Raw genomic sequence first — 16473 nt, forward strand, 5'->3', positions numbered from 1 at the left:
CGCAGCCTGCGTCCGGCTGCGCAGCAGTCGTAAATCCTGACACTCGGTTAACCTGAATAACCTCATCGCCTGAATTGCGACTGCTTCGCAGTCGGACGCAGGCTGCGCCAGCTGCTACAGAGGTCTCAGTGGCCGGACTTTTCGTTGTGATTGTCCAGGGTTTCCAGCAAAGCCACCTGCATGCGCGTGTGGACGCGGATGAACCAGCGCCAAAGCAGCGCCGCTACGGCGGCCGCGACCACGGCGATCAGCATCAGCAACTTGTTGGTCGGCAAAATACTCGCCGACAAGGCTGCCAGCAGCAGGAAAATCACCAGCAGCGAGAGGATCGGAATCACCTCGGCGATCACCCGACGCACTCGCTGCGTGTGGCGGCCGGCCATCTCCGGCTTCACACCCATCTCCGCCAACAGCATCGACAGCGCCTTGAGCTTGCGATAGGCGGCGATCAGGAACGGTAGAGAGACCAGCAGCGCCCCACCCCAGATCAACGCTTTCTGCCAGCTCGGGTCACTGATCCAGCCTTGCAGGTAAGTCGACAGGCCCTCGGCGAAGTACGCGCCCGAGAAGAAGATCGCAATCACCAGCGCCAGGTTAACCCCCACCTGCAATAGAATCCGCCGAATCATCGACGCCAGCAGCGCGCCCTCGCCCTGAGGCTGAATGCTGCGCAGCCATTCACCGTACATCCCTAATACGCGCCCCAGACGCTTTGGCATCACACTCGCCAGCTTGATCGACATTGGATCGGCGGCACGGATCAGGTACGGCGTCAGCAGCGTGGTGATCACCGAGACGGCCACCGCTACTGGATAGAGGAAGTTGCTGGTGACCTGCAGGGTCATGCCCAACGCGGCGATGATGAAGGAGAATTCGCCAATCTGCGAAAGTCCCATCCCCACGCGCAGTGAGGTGCGTCCATCATTGCCCGCGATAAACGCACCGAGGCCGCAGGACAACATTTTCCCAAGTACCACGGCCACGGTGATCACAGCGATCGGCCAGGCGTATTGCAACAGGATCATCGGATCGAGCATCAGCCCGATGGCGACGAAGAAGATTGCACTGAACAAGTCGCGAACCGGTTCGATCAGGCGCTCAATTTTCAGTAACTGTCTGGATTCGGCCATGATCGCACCAATCAGGAACGCGCCGAGCACCATGCTGTACTCGAGTTTGACGACCAGCAGGCAGAAGCCGAAACACAGTCCCAGTACGGTGATCAGCAGCATTTCGTTGCTTTCGAACTTCGCTACGTAGGCCAACAAACGCGGCACCAACAGGATGCCGATGACGAGTGCGACGATCATGAACAGCGAAAGCTTGCCGACCGTGGAAAAGATTTCACCGGAGCTGACCGTACCGCTGACCGCGATGCTCGACAGCAAGGCAATGATGCCGATGCCGAGGATGTCCTCCACGATCAGCACACCAAAGATCAGCTGCGCAAAACGCTCGTTCTTCATCTTCAGGTCATTGAGTGCCTTGACGATGATGGTGGTCGAGGAAATCGCCAGGATCGCACCGAGGAATAGCGAATCCATGGTGTTCCAGTCAAACCAGCGGCCGATTTCATAGCCGATCCAGATCATCAGCACAATTTCCAGGAACGCCGCGATAAACGCCGTGGCCCCCACTCTGAACAGCTTGCGCAGGCTGAACTCCAGGCCCAGGCAGAACATCAGGAAAATCACCCCGAGCTCGGCCAGGGTCTTGATGGTTTCTTCGTCGTGGATCAGGCCAAAGGGCGGGGTATGCGGGCCGATAATGAAGCCGGCGACGATGTAGCCCAACACAACGGGCTGTTTAAAGCGATGGAAGAGCACGGTCACCACGCCCGCGACCAACATGATCACTGCCAGGTCTTGAATAAAACTGATGGCATGCATGGCGCGGGGCTCCTTAAGGTGGACTTTTGGAGGTTAACACCGCGACTTCCGGCAGAAAGCCGGTGCAATATATGGAAACAGATCGATCCCGGCGTGACGGCAGCCAGCCGCCCGGCGTCCCGATAACTGTTGGTTTGAAAAAGCTGACAAGGCACCCGCAGAGGTGCGCCCCTCAAATCCTGCCTTGAACCGTGAGAGCGCTATGGAACCCGGAAACGCCCAGCTGTCGATGACAGTACTGATGACCCCCGACATGGCCAACTTCTCTGGCAATGTTCACGGCGGCACCCTGCTCAAGTACCTCGACGAAGTGGCCTATGCCTGCGCCAGCCGTTATGCCGGCCGCTATGTGGTGACACTGTCCGTGGACCAGGTGATTTTCCGTGAGCCGATTCATGTCGGCGAACTGGTGACCTTTTTGGCTTCGGTCAACTACACCGGCAACACTTCAATGGAGGTGGGCATCAAGGTGGTGACCGAAAACATCCGTGAGCGCTCGGTGCGCCACACCAATAGTTGTTTCTTCACCATGGTCGCAGTGGATGACGACCGTAAACCGACAGCTGTCCCGCCACTGCAACCGCAGAACAGCGAGGACAAACGCCGTTTCATGCAGGCCCAGCAGCGTCGGCAGATTCGTCAGGAACTGGAAAAGCGTTATCAGGAGATCAAGGGCGACGCTTGAGGGCTGTGTTTAGCTTCAATTCTTCGCGAGCAGGCTCGCTCCCACAGAAGATCTCTGTGGGAGCGAGCCTGCTCGCGAAGGAGTCCGCACGGATCAGAGGCTGATCGCAGTCGCCTCGAACCGCACTCGCGGATGAGCAATCCGGTCCTGAGCCCGCACCAGTTCCAGCTCATAGCTGGCGCAAGCCTGGGTTTCCAGCAGCACTTCATGCACCGCTGCCGCGGCGAATTCGAACGCTGCCACCCAGCTATCACCCAACAAGACACGAGCCAGAAACAACCCGGAAGTCAGATCGCCAACGCCCACCGGCTGACGCGGAAACGCCAACAGCGGGCGACGCAAATGCCAGCTGTCCTCGGCCGTCACCAGCAGCATCTCGAAAACATCCGCCGGTTTGCCGGGATAATCCAAATGCTTGACCAGCACCGCCTTCGGACCGCGCGCCAACAGCGCTCGGGCCATGGCCAGGCAGTCGAACAACGATTGCGGCTTGCGCCCGGAGAAGCTGTCCAGCTCTAGCTGGTTCGGGCACATGAAATCCGCCACGGCCGCCGCCTCTTGCAACAGGAAATCACTGACCTCCCCGGGCACGCTGCATCCTTTTTCCGGGTGGCCCATCACCGGATCGCACAAATACAGCGCCTTGGGATTCATCGACTTGATCCGTGCCACACCCGTCAGGATCGCCCGCCCTTGGGCTGCGCTGCCGAGGTAACCGGATAACACCCCGTCACAATTCCCCAGTTCGCCAATCGCCGCGATACCTTCGACCAACTCGGGAATCTGCTGCGGTGACAATACTTCACCGGCCCACTGGCCGTACTGGGTATGGTTGGAGAATTGCACGGTATTGAGCGGCCAGACATTCACCCCGACCCGCTGCATCGGGAAAACCGCGGCGCTGTTGCCTGCGTGACCGAACACCACGTGGGACTGGATGGCGAGCAGATGGGGCGTACGTTTCATGCGGTGAGTTTTCCGTAAAACGATTGAAATTCGAGCCCCGCAGTATGCGACTAAATGCAGCCTGTACGACAGACCGGCGACACAGTTAAGCTGACACTATCTTGTTGGAGCACCCTGTTGATGTTGACTCTTGGAAATATCTTCGTGCTGATGCTGCTGGCCACCGGTGGCGCGTGGTTGTGGCACAACCATGGCTTGCGCGAGCGTGCGCTGGAGCGGGTCAAGCAGCATTGCAGCAAGCTCGGGATCGAGCTGCTGGACGGCAATGTGGCGCTGAAAAAAATCGCGTTCATTAAAGACGCCAACGGCCGGCGACGATTGGCGCGTGTCTATAACTTCGAATTCACGGTGACCGGCGAAACCCGCCACACCGGGACTATCACCCAGTTCGGCGCCCATAGCGCGCAGATCGAACTCGCGCCCTACCCGGTGCCATTCGACGACACTCCGGCGGTGACGGATGTGGTGAAGCCTCGTGCTGAGGTGATCGAGTTGAGTCAATGGCGGCAGGAACATACCAAGTGGCGGCCATGAATCAGAAGATCGCCCCCTACAATTTGGAATGCGCTTCCCTGTAGGAGCGAGCTTGGTCCGGGCGGCGTTCCGACGAAGGTCTTGAAAGCAACGCGTTCATTCAGGACGAACGCGTTATCGTTAACGTCTTTCGCGAGCAAGCTCGCTCCTACATTTTGCTCGAAAGGCAGTCAGCCAGATCTCGTTGCAGTGAATCAACAGCCTGCGGCTCACTGAAAATCAGCTCGATCCGTGAATCCCGACGCCATTCACTGGGCTGCCATTCCATTACCGAGTTATCCACTGCATTCGCCGAAACCCAACCGTTGACGCTGTGGATAACCAGCTTTGCCCGCCGCCAGGCAAGGCTTTCTAGCCACCGGCCAACGAGTGCCACGTCGAATGTCTGGTTCGGATGCCAGCGCCAGCCGATGCTCCAACCGCCCTCCTGTTCCTGGCTCAAGCAAATCGGCAACGCAGGATCAGTCCAGATGGCCGGCATCTGCCCTATTCCTTTGGGAACGATGAAGTTATCCACACCCGCTACCGCCCGAGCCCCAAGACCCGGTAATTCGCTCAACGGCAAGATCGCTTGCTGCGTCCAATACAACGCACGAGCAGGCAACTGCGCGGCGATCCGCTGACGATCTTTGACGTCGAGACCTTCTGCCTTGTTCAGCAACAACAGACCAGCGCTACTCAACGCCTCCTGTTGCGACTCAGGCAGCGGTTTACCGACAGCGAGGGCTTGGGCATCCAGCACCAATACGCAGGGCTGCACCGCCAATACGCCTACCCACGGGGCTTCACTCAACTGCTTGAGCAACTGCGCCGGGTGTCCCAACCCTGAGGGTTCGATGAACAGCCGATCCGGCCGTGCCTTACGCAACAAACGCCCGAGCCCAATCTGAAACGGTGCACCGTTCACGCAACACAGACAACCTCCGGTCACTTCACCCAGTGCGATACCATCGGCGTCCTGGGTCAGAAGTGCAGCGTCGAGGCCGATCTGGCCGAACTCATTGATCAGCACCGCCCAGCGCTCACCGATCGGCCTCTGTATCAGCAAGTTTTTGATCAGGCTGGTCTTGCCGGCACCCAAAGGGCCTGCAATGACGTGGGTGGGAATGTTCTGCAACATGGTCAACGTTTTCTACGGAGGTAATGGATGCGGTTTAAGGGATTGTCGTTGCTCTTTGTGTTCGTTTCGGGTGAAGCCCTGGCCCAGGCATGCGTGGTACATAGCACGGCTGAACGACTCGACGTGAAAGTCTGCCAGCAGAACCGCAACATCCCGGAAAAACTGTTCGCCGACGGTTTCTGCCAACCGAACCTTCCCGGACAGATTGTCGAGGTGCAGTATGTTGACCAATGCCCCGCCGGCGCATTCGGTGTGTGCAGCAACGCTCAAGTCGCCAATATGCCTTACCGGCAGGATATTCACTATTACGGCGTAGCCACCGATGCAGCGTATTTGAAGCCGTTTTGCGAAGCCCAGAGCCAGGGCACCTGGCTCAAGCCTTGAGCCGTCAGCTAAGCGCCATCAGTCTGTCGCCTCGTCAAACCACGGGCCGAAAGGATCCGGCAGCTGCCGCCAGCCCTCGACTCCCAGAGCCATCTCATCATCTGTCAGCAAGCAATCGTCGAGCTCGATGGTGAGATGTACGAAGTCGATGGTCTGCCCGATGAACACCAATTCCTGTCGGCAATCGCCTGTGCTGGCGGTCCAGTTGTCCATGATCCCAGTGGTACTTTCTTCGTCCTGCGGCCACTGGGCTTTCGGCACGAAACGCCACCAGCGTCCCGCAAAACCGTGGCGCATCAAACCACCGGCCTGGGACCAACTGCCCGCGTCCATGTGCTTGCTCGCCAGCCAGAAAAAACCTTTGGAGCGCAATAGCTTACCGTTCACCCACAGGCGATCGATAAAGCTGAAAAAGCGCTGTGGATGGAACGGTCTACGTGCACGATAAACCGTGGAGGCGATGCCGTACTCTAGCGTTTCCGGCACGTGCTCGCCGCGAAGTTCCTGTAACCAGCCCGGCGCCTGTTCGGCCTTTTCGAAGTCGAAGCGACCGGTGTTGAGGATCTTTTTTAACGGAATTTCACCCATGACCATCGGGAGGATTTCGGCCTGGGAGTTCAGTCGCGACAGGATCGCCATCAGCTCCTGGCGCTCGCGGCGGCTGATCAAGTCGATCTTGCTGATCAGGATCACGTCGGCGAATTCGATCTGTTCGATCAACAGGTCGGTGATGGAGCGCTCGTCCTCCTCGCCTAAGGTTTCGCCACGCGAAGCGAGGCTTTCAGCGGCCTGATAGTCGAGCAGGAAGTTCATGCCGTCGACCACGGTGACCATGGTGTCGAGCCGCGCGATGTCGGCCAGACTCTGCCCTTCTTCATCACGAAAAGTAAAAGTTTCCGCCACAGGCATCGGTTCGGAAATGCCGGTGGATTCAATCAACAAGTAGTCGAAACGCCCCTCCTTGGCCAGTTTGCTGACTTCTTCGAGCAAGTCTTCACGCAAGGTGCAGCAGATGCAGCCGTTGCTCATTTCAACAAGTTTTTCTTCCGCTCGGTTCAGGGTTACATCACGCTGAACCTCGCTACCATCGATGTTGATTTCGCTCATGTCATTGACGATCACGGCAACTCGCAGGTTCTCGCGGTTACGCAGCACGTAGTTGAGCAGCGTGCTTTTGCCGGCGCCGAGAAAGCCCGATAAGACGGTCACGGGGAGACGATTGGGCATCAGGAAATCCTCACAGAGATGCCCGGTCGCAGTGTCGGGCTGACTTTAATGTTATAGTATAACCTTAAAACCAAGCCACTCCTCTCTTGCCTGCAGTGGCAAAGGGCATGATGCTGGAGCCCTTTCGCTTCGTGAGAAATCCCATGCGTATCGCCCTGAAAATAGCGCTGATGAGCGTTTCGCTACTGGTCACCGTAGATGCCTGGGCGAAAATCCCGAACCTGGCCACATGCACCCGCAGCGCTAATCTGCTGGCCTGCGTGGATGCCGACGGCAACGCCTACAGCGTCAACACCGTCGGCAGTACGATTTACTTGCGAGGCTTCGAACGGGCGGGTAAACGCTATTGGGCGCAGACCAACAGTCGTTATGGGCAATTGACGTTTTTTACCGGGATCGCCTCCGACGGCGAAGCTTGGGTGGGCTACATCCGTCGGGTTGGCTGGACAACCATCAACCGGTTTTCCAGCTCAGGGGGCAGCAGTGCCAAGTTCACCTGCAGCCGAATCAGCGGTTGCTAGACCTGCGCTTTTTTCTGTTCCTGCTGCCAGGCGATGTAACTGTTGACCGGCGGATTCTTCTGGAAATAACGCTGTAATCCTTGGAACAAACCGTCAGCTACGGCCTGCTGATGCCGAACCGTGACGAGCCGCTGGCTATCGCGGGCGTTAGAAATGAAGCCGGTTTCCACCAGGATCGATGGCACGTCGGGCGACTTCAGCACCGCGAAGCCTGCTTGTTCCACACGTTTTTGATGCAGCGTGGTAATACCCGCCAGGCTGCCGAGTACCGTACTGCCCAGCTGCAAACTGGCGGCGATAGTGGCATTCATCGACATGTCGAGAATCACCCCGGCGAGCATCGGGTCCTTATCCTTGAGATTGAGCAAACGGGTAGCGCCCAACAGGTCCACGCCGTTCTCTCGCTGCGCCATGAAGCGCGCCGTTGCTGAGGTGGCGCCGCCTTCAGACAAGCAATACACCGATGCGCCTGACGCGGTGAGGCGCGGCGCCGCATCGGCATGCACCGAGATGAACATGTCGGCGTTGTGCTTGCGGGCAATCTCTACGCGCTTGCGCAGCGGGACGAAGAAGTCGTCATTGCGTACCAGTTTCACGTCGAAGCCTTTCTCGCGCTTTAGCCGTTTGGCCAACAACTGGGCGATGGACAGCACCACGTCTTTCTCACGCTCGCCTTTGGCACCAATCGCGCCAGGGTCTTTGCCGCCGTGACCAGGGTCGACCACCACAACGATGTCGCGCTTGGGATGAGCCTTGTCGATGGCCGCCTCAGGCGTCGCTGCGATGTGTAAAGGTGCAGCTGTCATCAAATCGAGTACCAACCGATGACCCTGCCCATCCTGTGGTGGCAACAGAAAACTGTTGAGCTGCACCGGGCCACTGAGGTCGAGGACGATCCGCGTATCGCCCTGACCAAAGTGCCCGGAGCGGATCGACCGAATCACGGTATCGCTCAGGGCCAACTGACTAAAGTCGCCACTGAGGCTGGCGCCGCTCAGATCAATGATCAACCGCTCGGGTGCACTCAAGGAAAAGGTTTTGTAGTGCACCGGCCCGCTCAGATCGAACACCAACCGTAGCTTGTCATCCGAGCGCCAGAGTCGCGCACTGCGAATTTGCGTGGCGCAAACGCCGAAGGGCAGTGCGAAGGCCGCACTGGCCAGAATCAGGTTGAGCAAGTGACGTCTGTGCATGGTGAAAGCTGCTCGTGAAAAAAACGTGGTTGATTTTAATGTAATAACATAACATGTTAAATCAACTCCCACGATGGACCTGCTCATGAATGCGCTGACTCTGCCGGATATCGCCGCGCAGGCCTCACGCCAAGCCCTACCACTCGAGTGGGTGGGCATGTGCGGCATTGCTCTTCCCGTTTTGTTCGATGGCCGACAATTGAACGCGAAGGCCGACGCCAGCGTGAGCCTGGACGATGGCGAAGCGCGCGGCATTCATATATCGCGTCTGTACCTGGCGCTGGAAATGCTCGAACAGGAGAACCTGTCACCCGCCCTATTGCGGCGTGTGTTGCAGCGTTTTCTCGACTCTCACAGCGGCCTGTCCAATAGCGCTCACTTAAAAATCCACACAGATTTGCTGCTCAAACGGCCGGCGCTCATCAGTCCATTGTCCGGTTGGAAAAGCTATCCAGTGAGCATCGAAGCGCGTTTGAAAAATGCGATGTTCCACGTGGAACTAAAAATCGACATACCCTATTCCTCAACCTGCCCATGTTCAGCAGCGCTATCCCGGCAGTTGATTCAGCAGCAATTTGTCGATGACTTTGCCAATCAGTCACTACAACACGCCGACGTCCTGGCTTGGCTCGGTTCCACCAAAGGCATCGTCGCGACGCCGCACAGTCAACGCAGTTATGCGCAATTGATGCTGCGTCTCGATGATTATCTGGATGACCTGCCACTGATTGCCGTGATCAACGACGCCGAAGCCGCCCTTGGTACCGCAGTACAAACCGCGGTAAAACGCGCCGATGAACAAGCCTTTGCCTTGGCTAACGGGCAAAATCTAATGTTCTGCGAAGACGCCGCTCGGCGATTGAATCTGGCCTTGAAACGCTCCCCCGGAATCAACGGCTTCCAGATACGAGTGGTCCACGCCGAAAGCCTGCACGCCCACGACGCCATCGCCGAAAGCCGATGGCATTGGGAGGCAGCATGATCCGCTGCCAGTCTTTGCGTTGGGGCGCCCCCGGACAACCGCTGACTCCGCCCGTGGATTTCCAATTGCCCAAGGGGAGTCTGACGGCAGTGGTTGGTGCCAACGGATCAGGCAAAAGCAGTCTGTTAAAAGTCATCGCCGGCCTGCAAAAACCACTGACCGGAAAAGTGATCCTTGATGTTCCACGCAAGGGTTCGCTCTCATTTCTCCCCCAACAACAACATTTGGACCGGCAATTTCCGATCAGTCTGCAAGAGGTGGTGGCCGCCGGGTTCTGGGGCAATAAGCAATCTGCAGAACTGCGCAGCGCGCGCCTCAAAGCCGTGCTGGAGGACTGGTGCCTGAGCGGCTTGGAACAGCGCCCATTAATGGCCCTATCCGGCGGCGAATTGCAGCGCGCACTGCTCGCTCGATTGAGTCTCGCTGAAGCGCCTTTGCTGTTACTCGACGAACCCCATGCCGCCCTCGATGAACTCGGTCAATTGCTGCTCTGGAAACACGTCCACGCCTGGCACGCCGAAGGCCGAACCCTGGTGGTCGTGTGTCACGATCTGGCCGCCGTTCGCCAACACATTCCCCAAACGCTGCTGATCAAAAGCAGCGGTTGCCTCCTAGGTCCGAGCACCGAGCTGATCCAACAACCACAAACGCAGGTAGCCTGATGCTCGCAGCCGCTCAACTTTGGCAACCGTTCCACGAATTCGTATTCATGCGCCGGGCGCTGCTCGGCGGACTGGTTTTGGCGTGCAGCACGGCACCCCTTGGCGTTTTTCTGATCCTGCGGCGCATGAGCCTGATAGGCGACGCGGTCGCTCACGGCATCCTGCCCGGTGCAGCGCTCGGCTTCTGGTTCGCCGGGCTGAGCCTGCCGGCATTAACCATTGGTGGCCTCGGCGCCGGCCTGAGCATGGCCGGACTTGCCGCGTGGATCACCCGCCGTACCGGCCTGCGAGAAGACGCTAGCCTCGCCGCGATCTACCCGATTTCTCTCGCCAGCGGCGTGCTGATCCTCGGCCTCGCCGGTAAACGACTGGACTTGCTTCACCTGTTGTTCGGCTCGGCGTTGGCGGTCGACGGCCCGACGTTGACCGGCATGTTGTGGGTCTCGGCATTCAGCCTGATCGCCATGGCACTGATCTACAAACCGCTGTTGCTGGATACCCTCGACCCACTTTTTTTGCAAACCGTCAGCCGCCTCGGCCCCTTGGCACATGGCGTATTTCTAACGCTGGTGGTGCTGAACCTGGTGATTGGTTTTCAAGCCATCGGTGCGCTGATGGTCGTCGGATTGATGATGTTGCCCGCCGCTGCATCGCGCTTCTGGAGTCGCCGTTTGCCAGTGCTGATGGTCGTCGCCGGGCTGCTCGGCTGCCTCTCGGTGTGGCTTGGCCTATTACTGTCGTTCTACTACTCGCTGCCCAGCGGCCCGGCAATCGTGCTGGTGGCTGGCGGTTTGTATCTTCTGTCCGTGGTGTTTGGACCGGTGCACGGCTTGCTGCGCCGCCCGCCTTTGCTCACATCCCAATGAGGTATTTCCCGATGCGCGCTTTGCTCGTACTGTTCAGTCTGATGCTGTCGATGTCGATGTCGATGTCGATGTCGATGTCGCTGTCTGCTGCGGAAAAACTTCAAGTGATCACCAGCTTCAGCATCCTCGCCGACATGACCCATCAAGTCGGCGGTGACCACATTCAAATCACCAACATGGTCGGCCCAGACGCCGATGCCCACACATACGAGCCGACCCCGGACGATGCCAAGGCGTTGCTCAAAGCCAAACTCATCATAAAAAACGGCTTGGGTTTTGAACCATGGCTGGACCGCCTGGTGACCAGCACCGAGACCAAAGCCCCGGTCATCAGCGCCAGCCACGGTGTTATCCCGCGCTCCCTCGATGAGGATGGTGAGACCGTTCCCGACCCTCACGCCTGGCACAACCTGGCGAACAGCGAGCTGTACATCAGCAACATCACCAAGGCGCTGATCGCCGCCGACCCGGCGAACAAAACCGACTACGAACGCAACAGCCAAGCCTACCTGAAACAGATCTACGCGCTGCTCGCTGATGCCAAAGCCAAGCTAGGTTCGCTACCACCGGGCAACCGCAAGATCGTGACGTCCCATGACGCGTTCGGGTATCTCGGCCAGGCTTATGCTATCGACTTCATTGCGCCTCAAGGTCTGTCCACCGAGCGCGAACCTTCCGCCGCTGAAGTCGCCGCGTTGATCACCCAGATTCGTCAGGCCAAGGTCAAAGCGGTGTTCATGGAAAACATCAAGGACGCTCGCTTGCTCAAGCAGATTGCCGATGAAAGCGGCGCGCACATTGGTGGCACGTTGTACTCCGATGCACTCGCGGCCAGCGGTCCTGCCAGCACCTTCACCGGGTTGTTCGAGTACAACCTGAATACGCTGTACGACGCGTTGAGCAAGCCATGATCCGCAAGCATCCTTCAGGTGATTTGCCGCTGATTACCGAATCAGCGTACGTGGACAAATCCGCGATCGCACCGCTCCGACGCCCTCGCCCAACACCGTTTTCGCCATAGCACTGATGTCTGGACAATCCGTCCAGCACGACAAATGTCTTAATGACAGTGCCAGTGTTTGCCACTACGGTTTATGCGTTAGCACTCGATCGAGACCACCGACATGATCCACATCAAGTTGAGCGACGGTTCATTGCGTGAATACGACCAGCCATTGTCGGTGTATGAGTTCGCAGCCAGTATTAGTCCAGAGCTTGCCAAAGCGACAGTCGCCGGCCGAGTGAACGGGGTGCTGGTGGACTGTGAGTTCATGATCGAGGCCGATGCCCGAGTCAACATCGTCACGCCTCAAGAGCCCGACGGCCTGGAGATCTTGCGTCGCTCCTGCGCATTGATGCTGGCCATGGCCGTGAAACAGCTCTATCCAAAAGCGCAATTGCAGAGCGGATCGGCGCTGGGTGATGGTTTCTATTATGAGTTTGCGTTTGAACGACCTTTAAACCTGGTCGACCTTGCGAGCATCGAAGCGCGCATGAAGACACTGACGGCGACCAATCACTCGATCCGCCGCCGCGAACCGCCCGACCGATCAAGCCTCACGCAAACGCCCTACCTTTTCGGGGAGTTCGAGTGCGTGTCGGTGGGTCCACATGTTCCCGCAACCAAAGTATTGCAGGCATTCGCGCTCGATCACATCAGCGGTACTTCGCCACAGCGCATTTACGGCACATGCTGGCCCTGCCAACGGGAGTTGGACAACTGGCGGGTGCCGCCACACGTGATCATCGTGAGCATGGATGAGTGTCAGGCGGATTATGCACAGTCTGTGACCGAGGCACTGCGCCGACACGGCGTACGCGCGCGAGCTGATCTGCGCAACGAGAAGGTTCACCACAAGATCCGCGAACACAGTCAGCGAGTGCCGTATCTGGTGGTGATCGGGGAGAAAGAAAAATCAGGCGGGTTCGTCAGCGTGCGCAGTCGCACTGGAGAAGACTTCGGCAGGATGACTGTTGATGCCGTATGTGAATGGCTGAAAAAAGCTTGCTCCCACACCAACGTGTAGGAGCAGCGTGTTCGCGATGCTTTTAAGCTCTCGGCTTAACAGTCCCGCAATCCTGACCCAACCACACAGCGCGGCTTTCAAGGCTGCCTTTCTGCTGGATGCCAGTGGCATTAAAAGTGCCGTTAACTTTGGTGGTGAACTCGCGGTCACTGAGGAATGTGGCGACACCGGCCCCCTGCGCCTTCGGACAGCTAAAGCGGAATTTCCACTGATTGCCGCTGCGATCAGTGATTTCCTGCTTGCAGCCCGATTGCGGGTCGGTGAGCGGAATATTGTCAGTCTTGACCTGCTCCGGAGTCAGGCATGCCCGGATCCCTTTACCCCCCATCGTGATGCCCTGCTTCTCCAGCTGCGCGCGCTGCTCAGGCGTCATCTGGCTCTGCAACTGGCCAAGGATCAGCTGCAAGTCCGGCAGATTCTGGTCATCGACTTTCATGTTACTGGTGGTCAATTCCCACAAACCCGGTTGCAGCATTTGTGCTTGAGCGGCCACAGGAAGTGCTATACCAAAAACCACGGCCAAACCCAGCAGACGAACGTTCATCGAGTAACTCCTGATCAATAGTGGCCGTTAGACGTCAGCCGTCAGCATCGGTTCATGGGCCAATTAAATAGCGACATTCTGCACGGAACATGGTCTGTTAAGCACTGAATCTTCAGGAGCAAGCCTGTCCCATGGATTACCTTGGACCACACATTTTCGGCTACACGATTGCACTGCTTCACTCGCTGGGCCTGATCGCTGCCATCCACGCCGTGCTCACCGTCCGCACCGCGCAGGGCTCGATCGCCTGGGCACTTTCGTTGCTGTTCATTCCCTACCTGACGCTCATTCCGTACCTGGTCTTCGGCCGCAGTACGTTTGATGGTTACATCAAGGCTCGACGGACCGCCAACGAAGAAATGCGCAAGGCCATTTCTGAGCTGAACTGGCGCCCGTGGGTAGAAGAGGCGCTGACTGCGCGCGCTTCCAACGCTTACGCGTCTTTAAGGGCCATGCCAAAGCTAGGACGCATGCCGTGTCTGGCGAACAACGAGGTGCGCCTGCTGATCAACGGCCAGGCCACCTTCGAGGCCATTTTCGAAGCGATCAGCGGCGCCAAGGAAGCCGTGCTGATTCAGTTCTTCATCGTCCACGACGACCGCCTCGGCCAACGATTACAGACCCTGCTGCTACAAAAAGCGGCCGAAGGCGTGGCCATTTACTTGCTGTACGACCGAATTGGCAGTCACACCCTGCCCCACAGCTATGTGCAAACGTTGCGAGAGGCTGGCGTCGAGGTCAAAGCCTTCGCAACGCGTAGCGGCTGGCTCAATCGGTTTCAGGTGAACTTCCGCAATCACCGCAAGATTGTGGTGGTAGACGGGATGCTGGGCTTCGTCGGCGGGCACAATGTGGGCGACGAATACATGGGCGAGAAACCGCCCCTGGCGCCGTGGCGCGATACTCATGTGCAAGTGCGTGGACCGGTGGTCGCCTGCATGCAGGAATCCTTCGCCGAAGACTGGTTCTGGGCCGCCCGCTCACTGCCGCCGTTGATCTTGCCGGACGTTTATCCGGATGACGGGGTCCTCTGCCAGTTGCTCGCCAGTGGGCCGGCAGACGCCTACGAAACCTGTTCGTTGTTCTTCGTCGAAGCCATCCACGCGGCGACAGAACGGGTATGGATCACCAGCCCTTATTTCATACCCGACGAAGCCGTATTCGCGGCCCTCAGGCTGGCAGTTCTGCGCGGTGTGGATGTGCGACTGCTGCTGCCATCTCGTCCGGATCATCGAATCGTCTACGCCGCTTCCAGCCTGTATGCCTTCGAAGCAGTACGCGCCGGTGTGCGGGTGTTCCGCTACAAGCCCGGGTTTCTGCATCAGAAGGTGGTGTTGGTCGACAGTGAAATCAGCGCCATCGGCAGTGCAAACCTGGACAACCGTTCGTTCCGCTTGAATTTCGAAGTGATGCTGCTGACGGTGGACAGTGTGTTCGCTGCCGAAGTGGAGCAGATGCTCAACGATGACTTCGCGCAGGCCCACGAAGTCGCCAAAGAAGAAGGCCGGGAAACCCATCGCCTGCAACAGGTCGGCATGCGGATCGCCCGGCTTATTTCTCCGATTCTCTAGGGGTTATAGATGTCGTCGCGCGTCCAGGGCAGCTCATGGCTACCGTCGGGGTGGGCTTTCACCGCAAGGATCTGGTGCAGATTGATCCAACCCCTGGCGAATGCATAAGCGCACCCCGCCAGGTACAACCGCCAGATCCGCAACGCCTGTTGCGGCACCTGCTTGGCGGCAGCTTCCAGATTGTCTTCCAGACGTTCACTCCAGTGGTCCAGGGTCCGCGCGTAATGCAGACGCAGACTCTCGACATCGACGATCTCCAGCCCTGCTTCGCTGATCTCGGCAGCGATCATCGACAGGTGCGGCAGCTCGCCATTGGGGAACACGTATTTCTCGATGAAATCACCGGCACCGCGCCCCACCGGACGGCCATCGATGTGCTTGGCAGTGATCCCGTGGTTCATCACCAGACCGCCCTCTTTCACCGCGCCGAACAGGGTTTTGCAGTACTCCGCCAGATTGGCGTGGCCGACGTGTTCGAACATGCCGACACTCACCACCTTGTCGAAACGTCCGTCCTGCGGCAGATCGCGGTAGTCGAGCAGTTGCAGTTCCACCAAATCGTCCAGGCCTTCCTCCGTCACCCGTTCGCGGGCCAGAGCCAGTTGCTCTTTACTGAGCGTGATCCCGAACACCTTCGCGCCGAACTCCCGAGCCGCATACCGAGCCAAACCGCCCCAACCGCAGCCGACATCCAGCAAGTACTCGCCCGGTTGCAGCCGCAACTTGCGGCACAGGTGACGGAATTTGGCCTGCTGAGCTTGCTCAAGCGTTTCGCTGCCGGTCTCGAAGTAAGCGCAGGAATACGCCATGTCGCTGTCGAGCCACAATTGATAGAAGGCGTTGGAAAGGTCGTAGTGGTAGGAAATCGCTTTTGCATCGGTTTCTTTGTCGTGCACAACACGCACCGGCTGATTGTCAGCGTCACCAAGCAGCGCCTGGCTCCATTCGTCACAGACGCGAATCACCTCGCTGATCGAGCCCTCAAGTTCAAGTTTGCCTTCGACAAACGCCGCACCTAACAAGTCGAGGCTAGGGTGGGTGAACTGGGAAACCATTTGTGGGTCCTTGACCACAATAGTGACGCTGGGCGTCGGCCCCAGATTGAATTCATGGCCGTCCCAGAGTCTCAGGCGAAGCGGTAACTGCAGATTCTGTAAGGCCGGTGGAAGGTGCGCGAGCATGGAGAGTCCCCCTTGTTTCAGACGTCTGATGTGAGGGTAGACCAACTTTGAAAAATAGCTGGCTATCGATTTAATAGCCGTTTTCTATAAGTCGCAGCGTTCAACAAAACCGCTGCGAACT

The 16473-nt window shown here is 58.2% G+C and carries 17 protein-coding genes and 1 pseudogene; 11 read left to right on the top strand and 7 right to left on the bottom strand.

Annotated features, from left to right (window positions below):
• Positions 1-125: 125 nt before the first annotated feature.
• On the bottom strand, positions 126-1889 hold the full coding sequence (locus AC1MDT_RS21760; RefSeq protein ID WP_480418888.1) for a cation:proton antiporter: 1764 nt from the start codon (positions 1887-1889) through the stop codon (positions 126-128).
• Positions 1890-2091: 202 nt separating this feature from the next.
• Here AC1MDT_RS21760 and AC1MDT_RS21765 point away from each other — a divergent pair, with 202 nt between their 5' ends.
• A complete protein-coding gene (locus AC1MDT_RS21765) occupies positions 2092-2574 on the top strand; it encodes an acyl-CoA thioesterase (protein ID WP_414909862.1) in 483 nt (160 codons plus the stop codon).
• 93 nt (positions 2575-2667) lie between these two features.
• On the opposite strand, the gene pdxY is transcribed toward AC1MDT_RS21765, so the two are convergent.
• Entirely contained in the window at positions 2668-3540 is an 873-nt protein-coding gene (gene pdxY, locus AC1MDT_RS21770; RefSeq protein WP_480418889.1) for a pyridoxal kinase PdxY, read from the bottom strand.
• Positions 3541-3660: 120 nt separating this feature from the next.
• Here pdxY and AC1MDT_RS21775 point away from each other — a divergent pair, with 120 nt between their 5' ends.
• On the top strand, positions 3661-4074 hold the full coding sequence (locus AC1MDT_RS21775; RefSeq protein ID WP_480418890.1) for a DUF3301 domain-containing protein: 414 nt from the start codon (positions 3661-3663) through the stop codon (positions 4072-4074).
• Between the two features lie 148 nt (positions 4075-4222).
• Here the strand turns inward: AC1MDT_RS21775 and AC1MDT_RS21780 are convergent, their stop codons facing one another.
• Positions 4223-5194 carry a CobW family GTP-binding protein gene (locus tag AC1MDT_RS21780; RefSeq protein ID WP_480418891.1) on the bottom strand — a complete coding sequence of 324 codons (972 nt, stop codon included), beginning with the start codon at positions 5192-5194 and terminating at the stop codon, positions 4223-4225.
• 27 nt (positions 5195-5221) lie between these two features.
• On the opposite strand from AC1MDT_RS21780, the gene AC1MDT_RS21785 reads away from it, so the two are divergent.
• A complete protein-coding gene (locus tag AC1MDT_RS21785; RefSeq protein ID WP_480418892.1) occupies positions 5222-5578 on the top strand; it encodes an NADH:ubiquinone oxidoreductase in 357 nt (118 codons plus the stop codon).
• 18 nt (positions 5579-5596) lie between these two features.
• Here the strand turns inward: AC1MDT_RS21785 and zigA are convergent, their stop codons facing one another.
• Positions 5597-6805, bottom strand: coding sequence for a zinc metallochaperone GTPase ZigA (gene zigA / locus AC1MDT_RS21790; protein WP_480418893.1), 1209 nt, complete (start codon positions 6803-6805; stop codon positions 5597-5599).
• A 143-nt stretch (positions 6806-6948) separates the two neighbouring features.
• Here zigA and AC1MDT_RS21795 point away from each other — a divergent pair, with 143 nt between their 5' ends.
• Positions 6949-7326, top strand: coding sequence for a glutamine synthetase (locus AC1MDT_RS21795; protein ID WP_480418894.1), 378 nt, complete (start codon positions 6949-6951; stop codon positions 7324-7326).
• Here AC1MDT_RS21795 and AC1MDT_RS21800 read toward each other — a convergent pair.
• The gene (locus AC1MDT_RS21800; protein WP_480418895.1) at positions 7323-8519 is read right to left on the bottom strand and encodes an N-acetylmuramoyl-L-alanine amidase; all 1197 of its coding nucleotides are present in this window, start codon (positions 8517-8519) and stop codon (positions 7323-7325) included. The two genes, AC1MDT_RS21795 and AC1MDT_RS21800, sit on opposite strands and share 4 nt — an antisense overlap.
• A gap of 85 nt (positions 8520-8604) precedes the next feature.
• Here AC1MDT_RS21800 and folE2 point away from each other — a divergent pair, with 85 nt between their 5' ends.
• The 6 genes and pseudogenes from folE2 to AC1MDT_RS21830 all read left to right on the top strand — a co-directional run bounded on the left by folE2 (position 8605) and on the right by AC1MDT_RS21830 (position 13056).
• Positions 8605-9501, top strand: coding sequence for a GTP cyclohydrolase FolE2 (gene folE2, locus AC1MDT_RS21805; protein ID WP_480418896.1), 897 nt, complete (start codon positions 8605-8607; stop codon positions 9499-9501).
• Complete coding sequence (locus AC1MDT_RS21810) at positions 9498-10163, top strand: metal ABC transporter ATP-binding protein (protein ID WP_480418897.1); 666 nt, start codon at positions 9498-9500, stop codon at positions 10161-10163. Before folE2 ends, AC1MDT_RS21810 begins: the two co-directional genes overlap by 4 nt.
• Positions 10163-11029: a metal ABC transporter permease gene (locus tag AC1MDT_RS21815; RefSeq protein WP_480418898.1), complete on the top strand. Its 867-nt coding sequence runs from the start codon at positions 10163-10165 to the stop codon at positions 11027-11029. The genes AC1MDT_RS21810 and AC1MDT_RS21815 overlap by 1 nt, the downstream gene beginning before the upstream one ends.
• An 11-nt stretch (positions 11030-11040) precedes the next feature.
• On the top strand, positions 11041-11940 hold the full coding sequence (locus AC1MDT_RS21820; protein ID WP_480418899.1) for a metal ABC transporter substrate-binding protein: 900 nt from the start codon (positions 11041-11043) through the stop codon (positions 11938-11940).
• Positions 11937-12008, top strand: a pseudogene (locus AC1MDT_RS21825) (carbonate dehydratase); the annotation flags it as partial. The gene AC1MDT_RS21820 and the pseudogene AC1MDT_RS21825, both read left to right, overlap by 4 nt.
• A gap of 145 nt (positions 12009-12153) precedes the next feature.
• Complete coding sequence (locus tag AC1MDT_RS21830) at positions 12154-13056, top strand: His/Gly/Thr/Pro-type tRNA ligase C-terminal domain-containing protein (RefSeq protein ID WP_480418900.1); 903 nt, start codon at positions 12154-12156, stop codon at positions 13054-13056.
• 22 nt (positions 13057-13078) lie between these two features.
• On the opposite strand, the gene AC1MDT_RS21835 is transcribed toward AC1MDT_RS21830, so the two are convergent.
• Positions 13079-13600, bottom strand: a complete 522-nt coding sequence (locus AC1MDT_RS21835) for a DUF3617 domain-containing protein (protein ID WP_480418901.1) — start codon at positions 13598-13600, stop codon at positions 13079-13081.
• 131 nt (positions 13601-13731) lie between these two features.
• On the opposite strand from AC1MDT_RS21835, the gene cls reads away from it, so the two are divergent.
• Complete coding sequence (gene cls / locus AC1MDT_RS21840; protein ID WP_480418902.1) at positions 13732-15171, top strand: cardiolipin synthase; 1440 nt, start codon at positions 13732-13734, stop codon at positions 15169-15171.
• On the opposite strand, the gene cfaB is transcribed toward cls, so the two are convergent.
• Positions 15168-16352 (bottom strand): C17 cyclopropane fatty acid synthase CfaB, encoded by a 1185-nt coding sequence (gene cfaB / locus AC1MDT_RS21845; RefSeq protein WP_480418903.1) that lies wholly within the window; start codon positions 16350-16352, stop codon positions 15168-15170. The genes cls and cfaB overlap by 4 nt on opposite strands.
• Between the last annotated feature and the right edge of the window lie 121 nt (positions 16353-16473).

The organism is Pseudomonas sp. ASL7 (genome assembly GCF_056680375.1).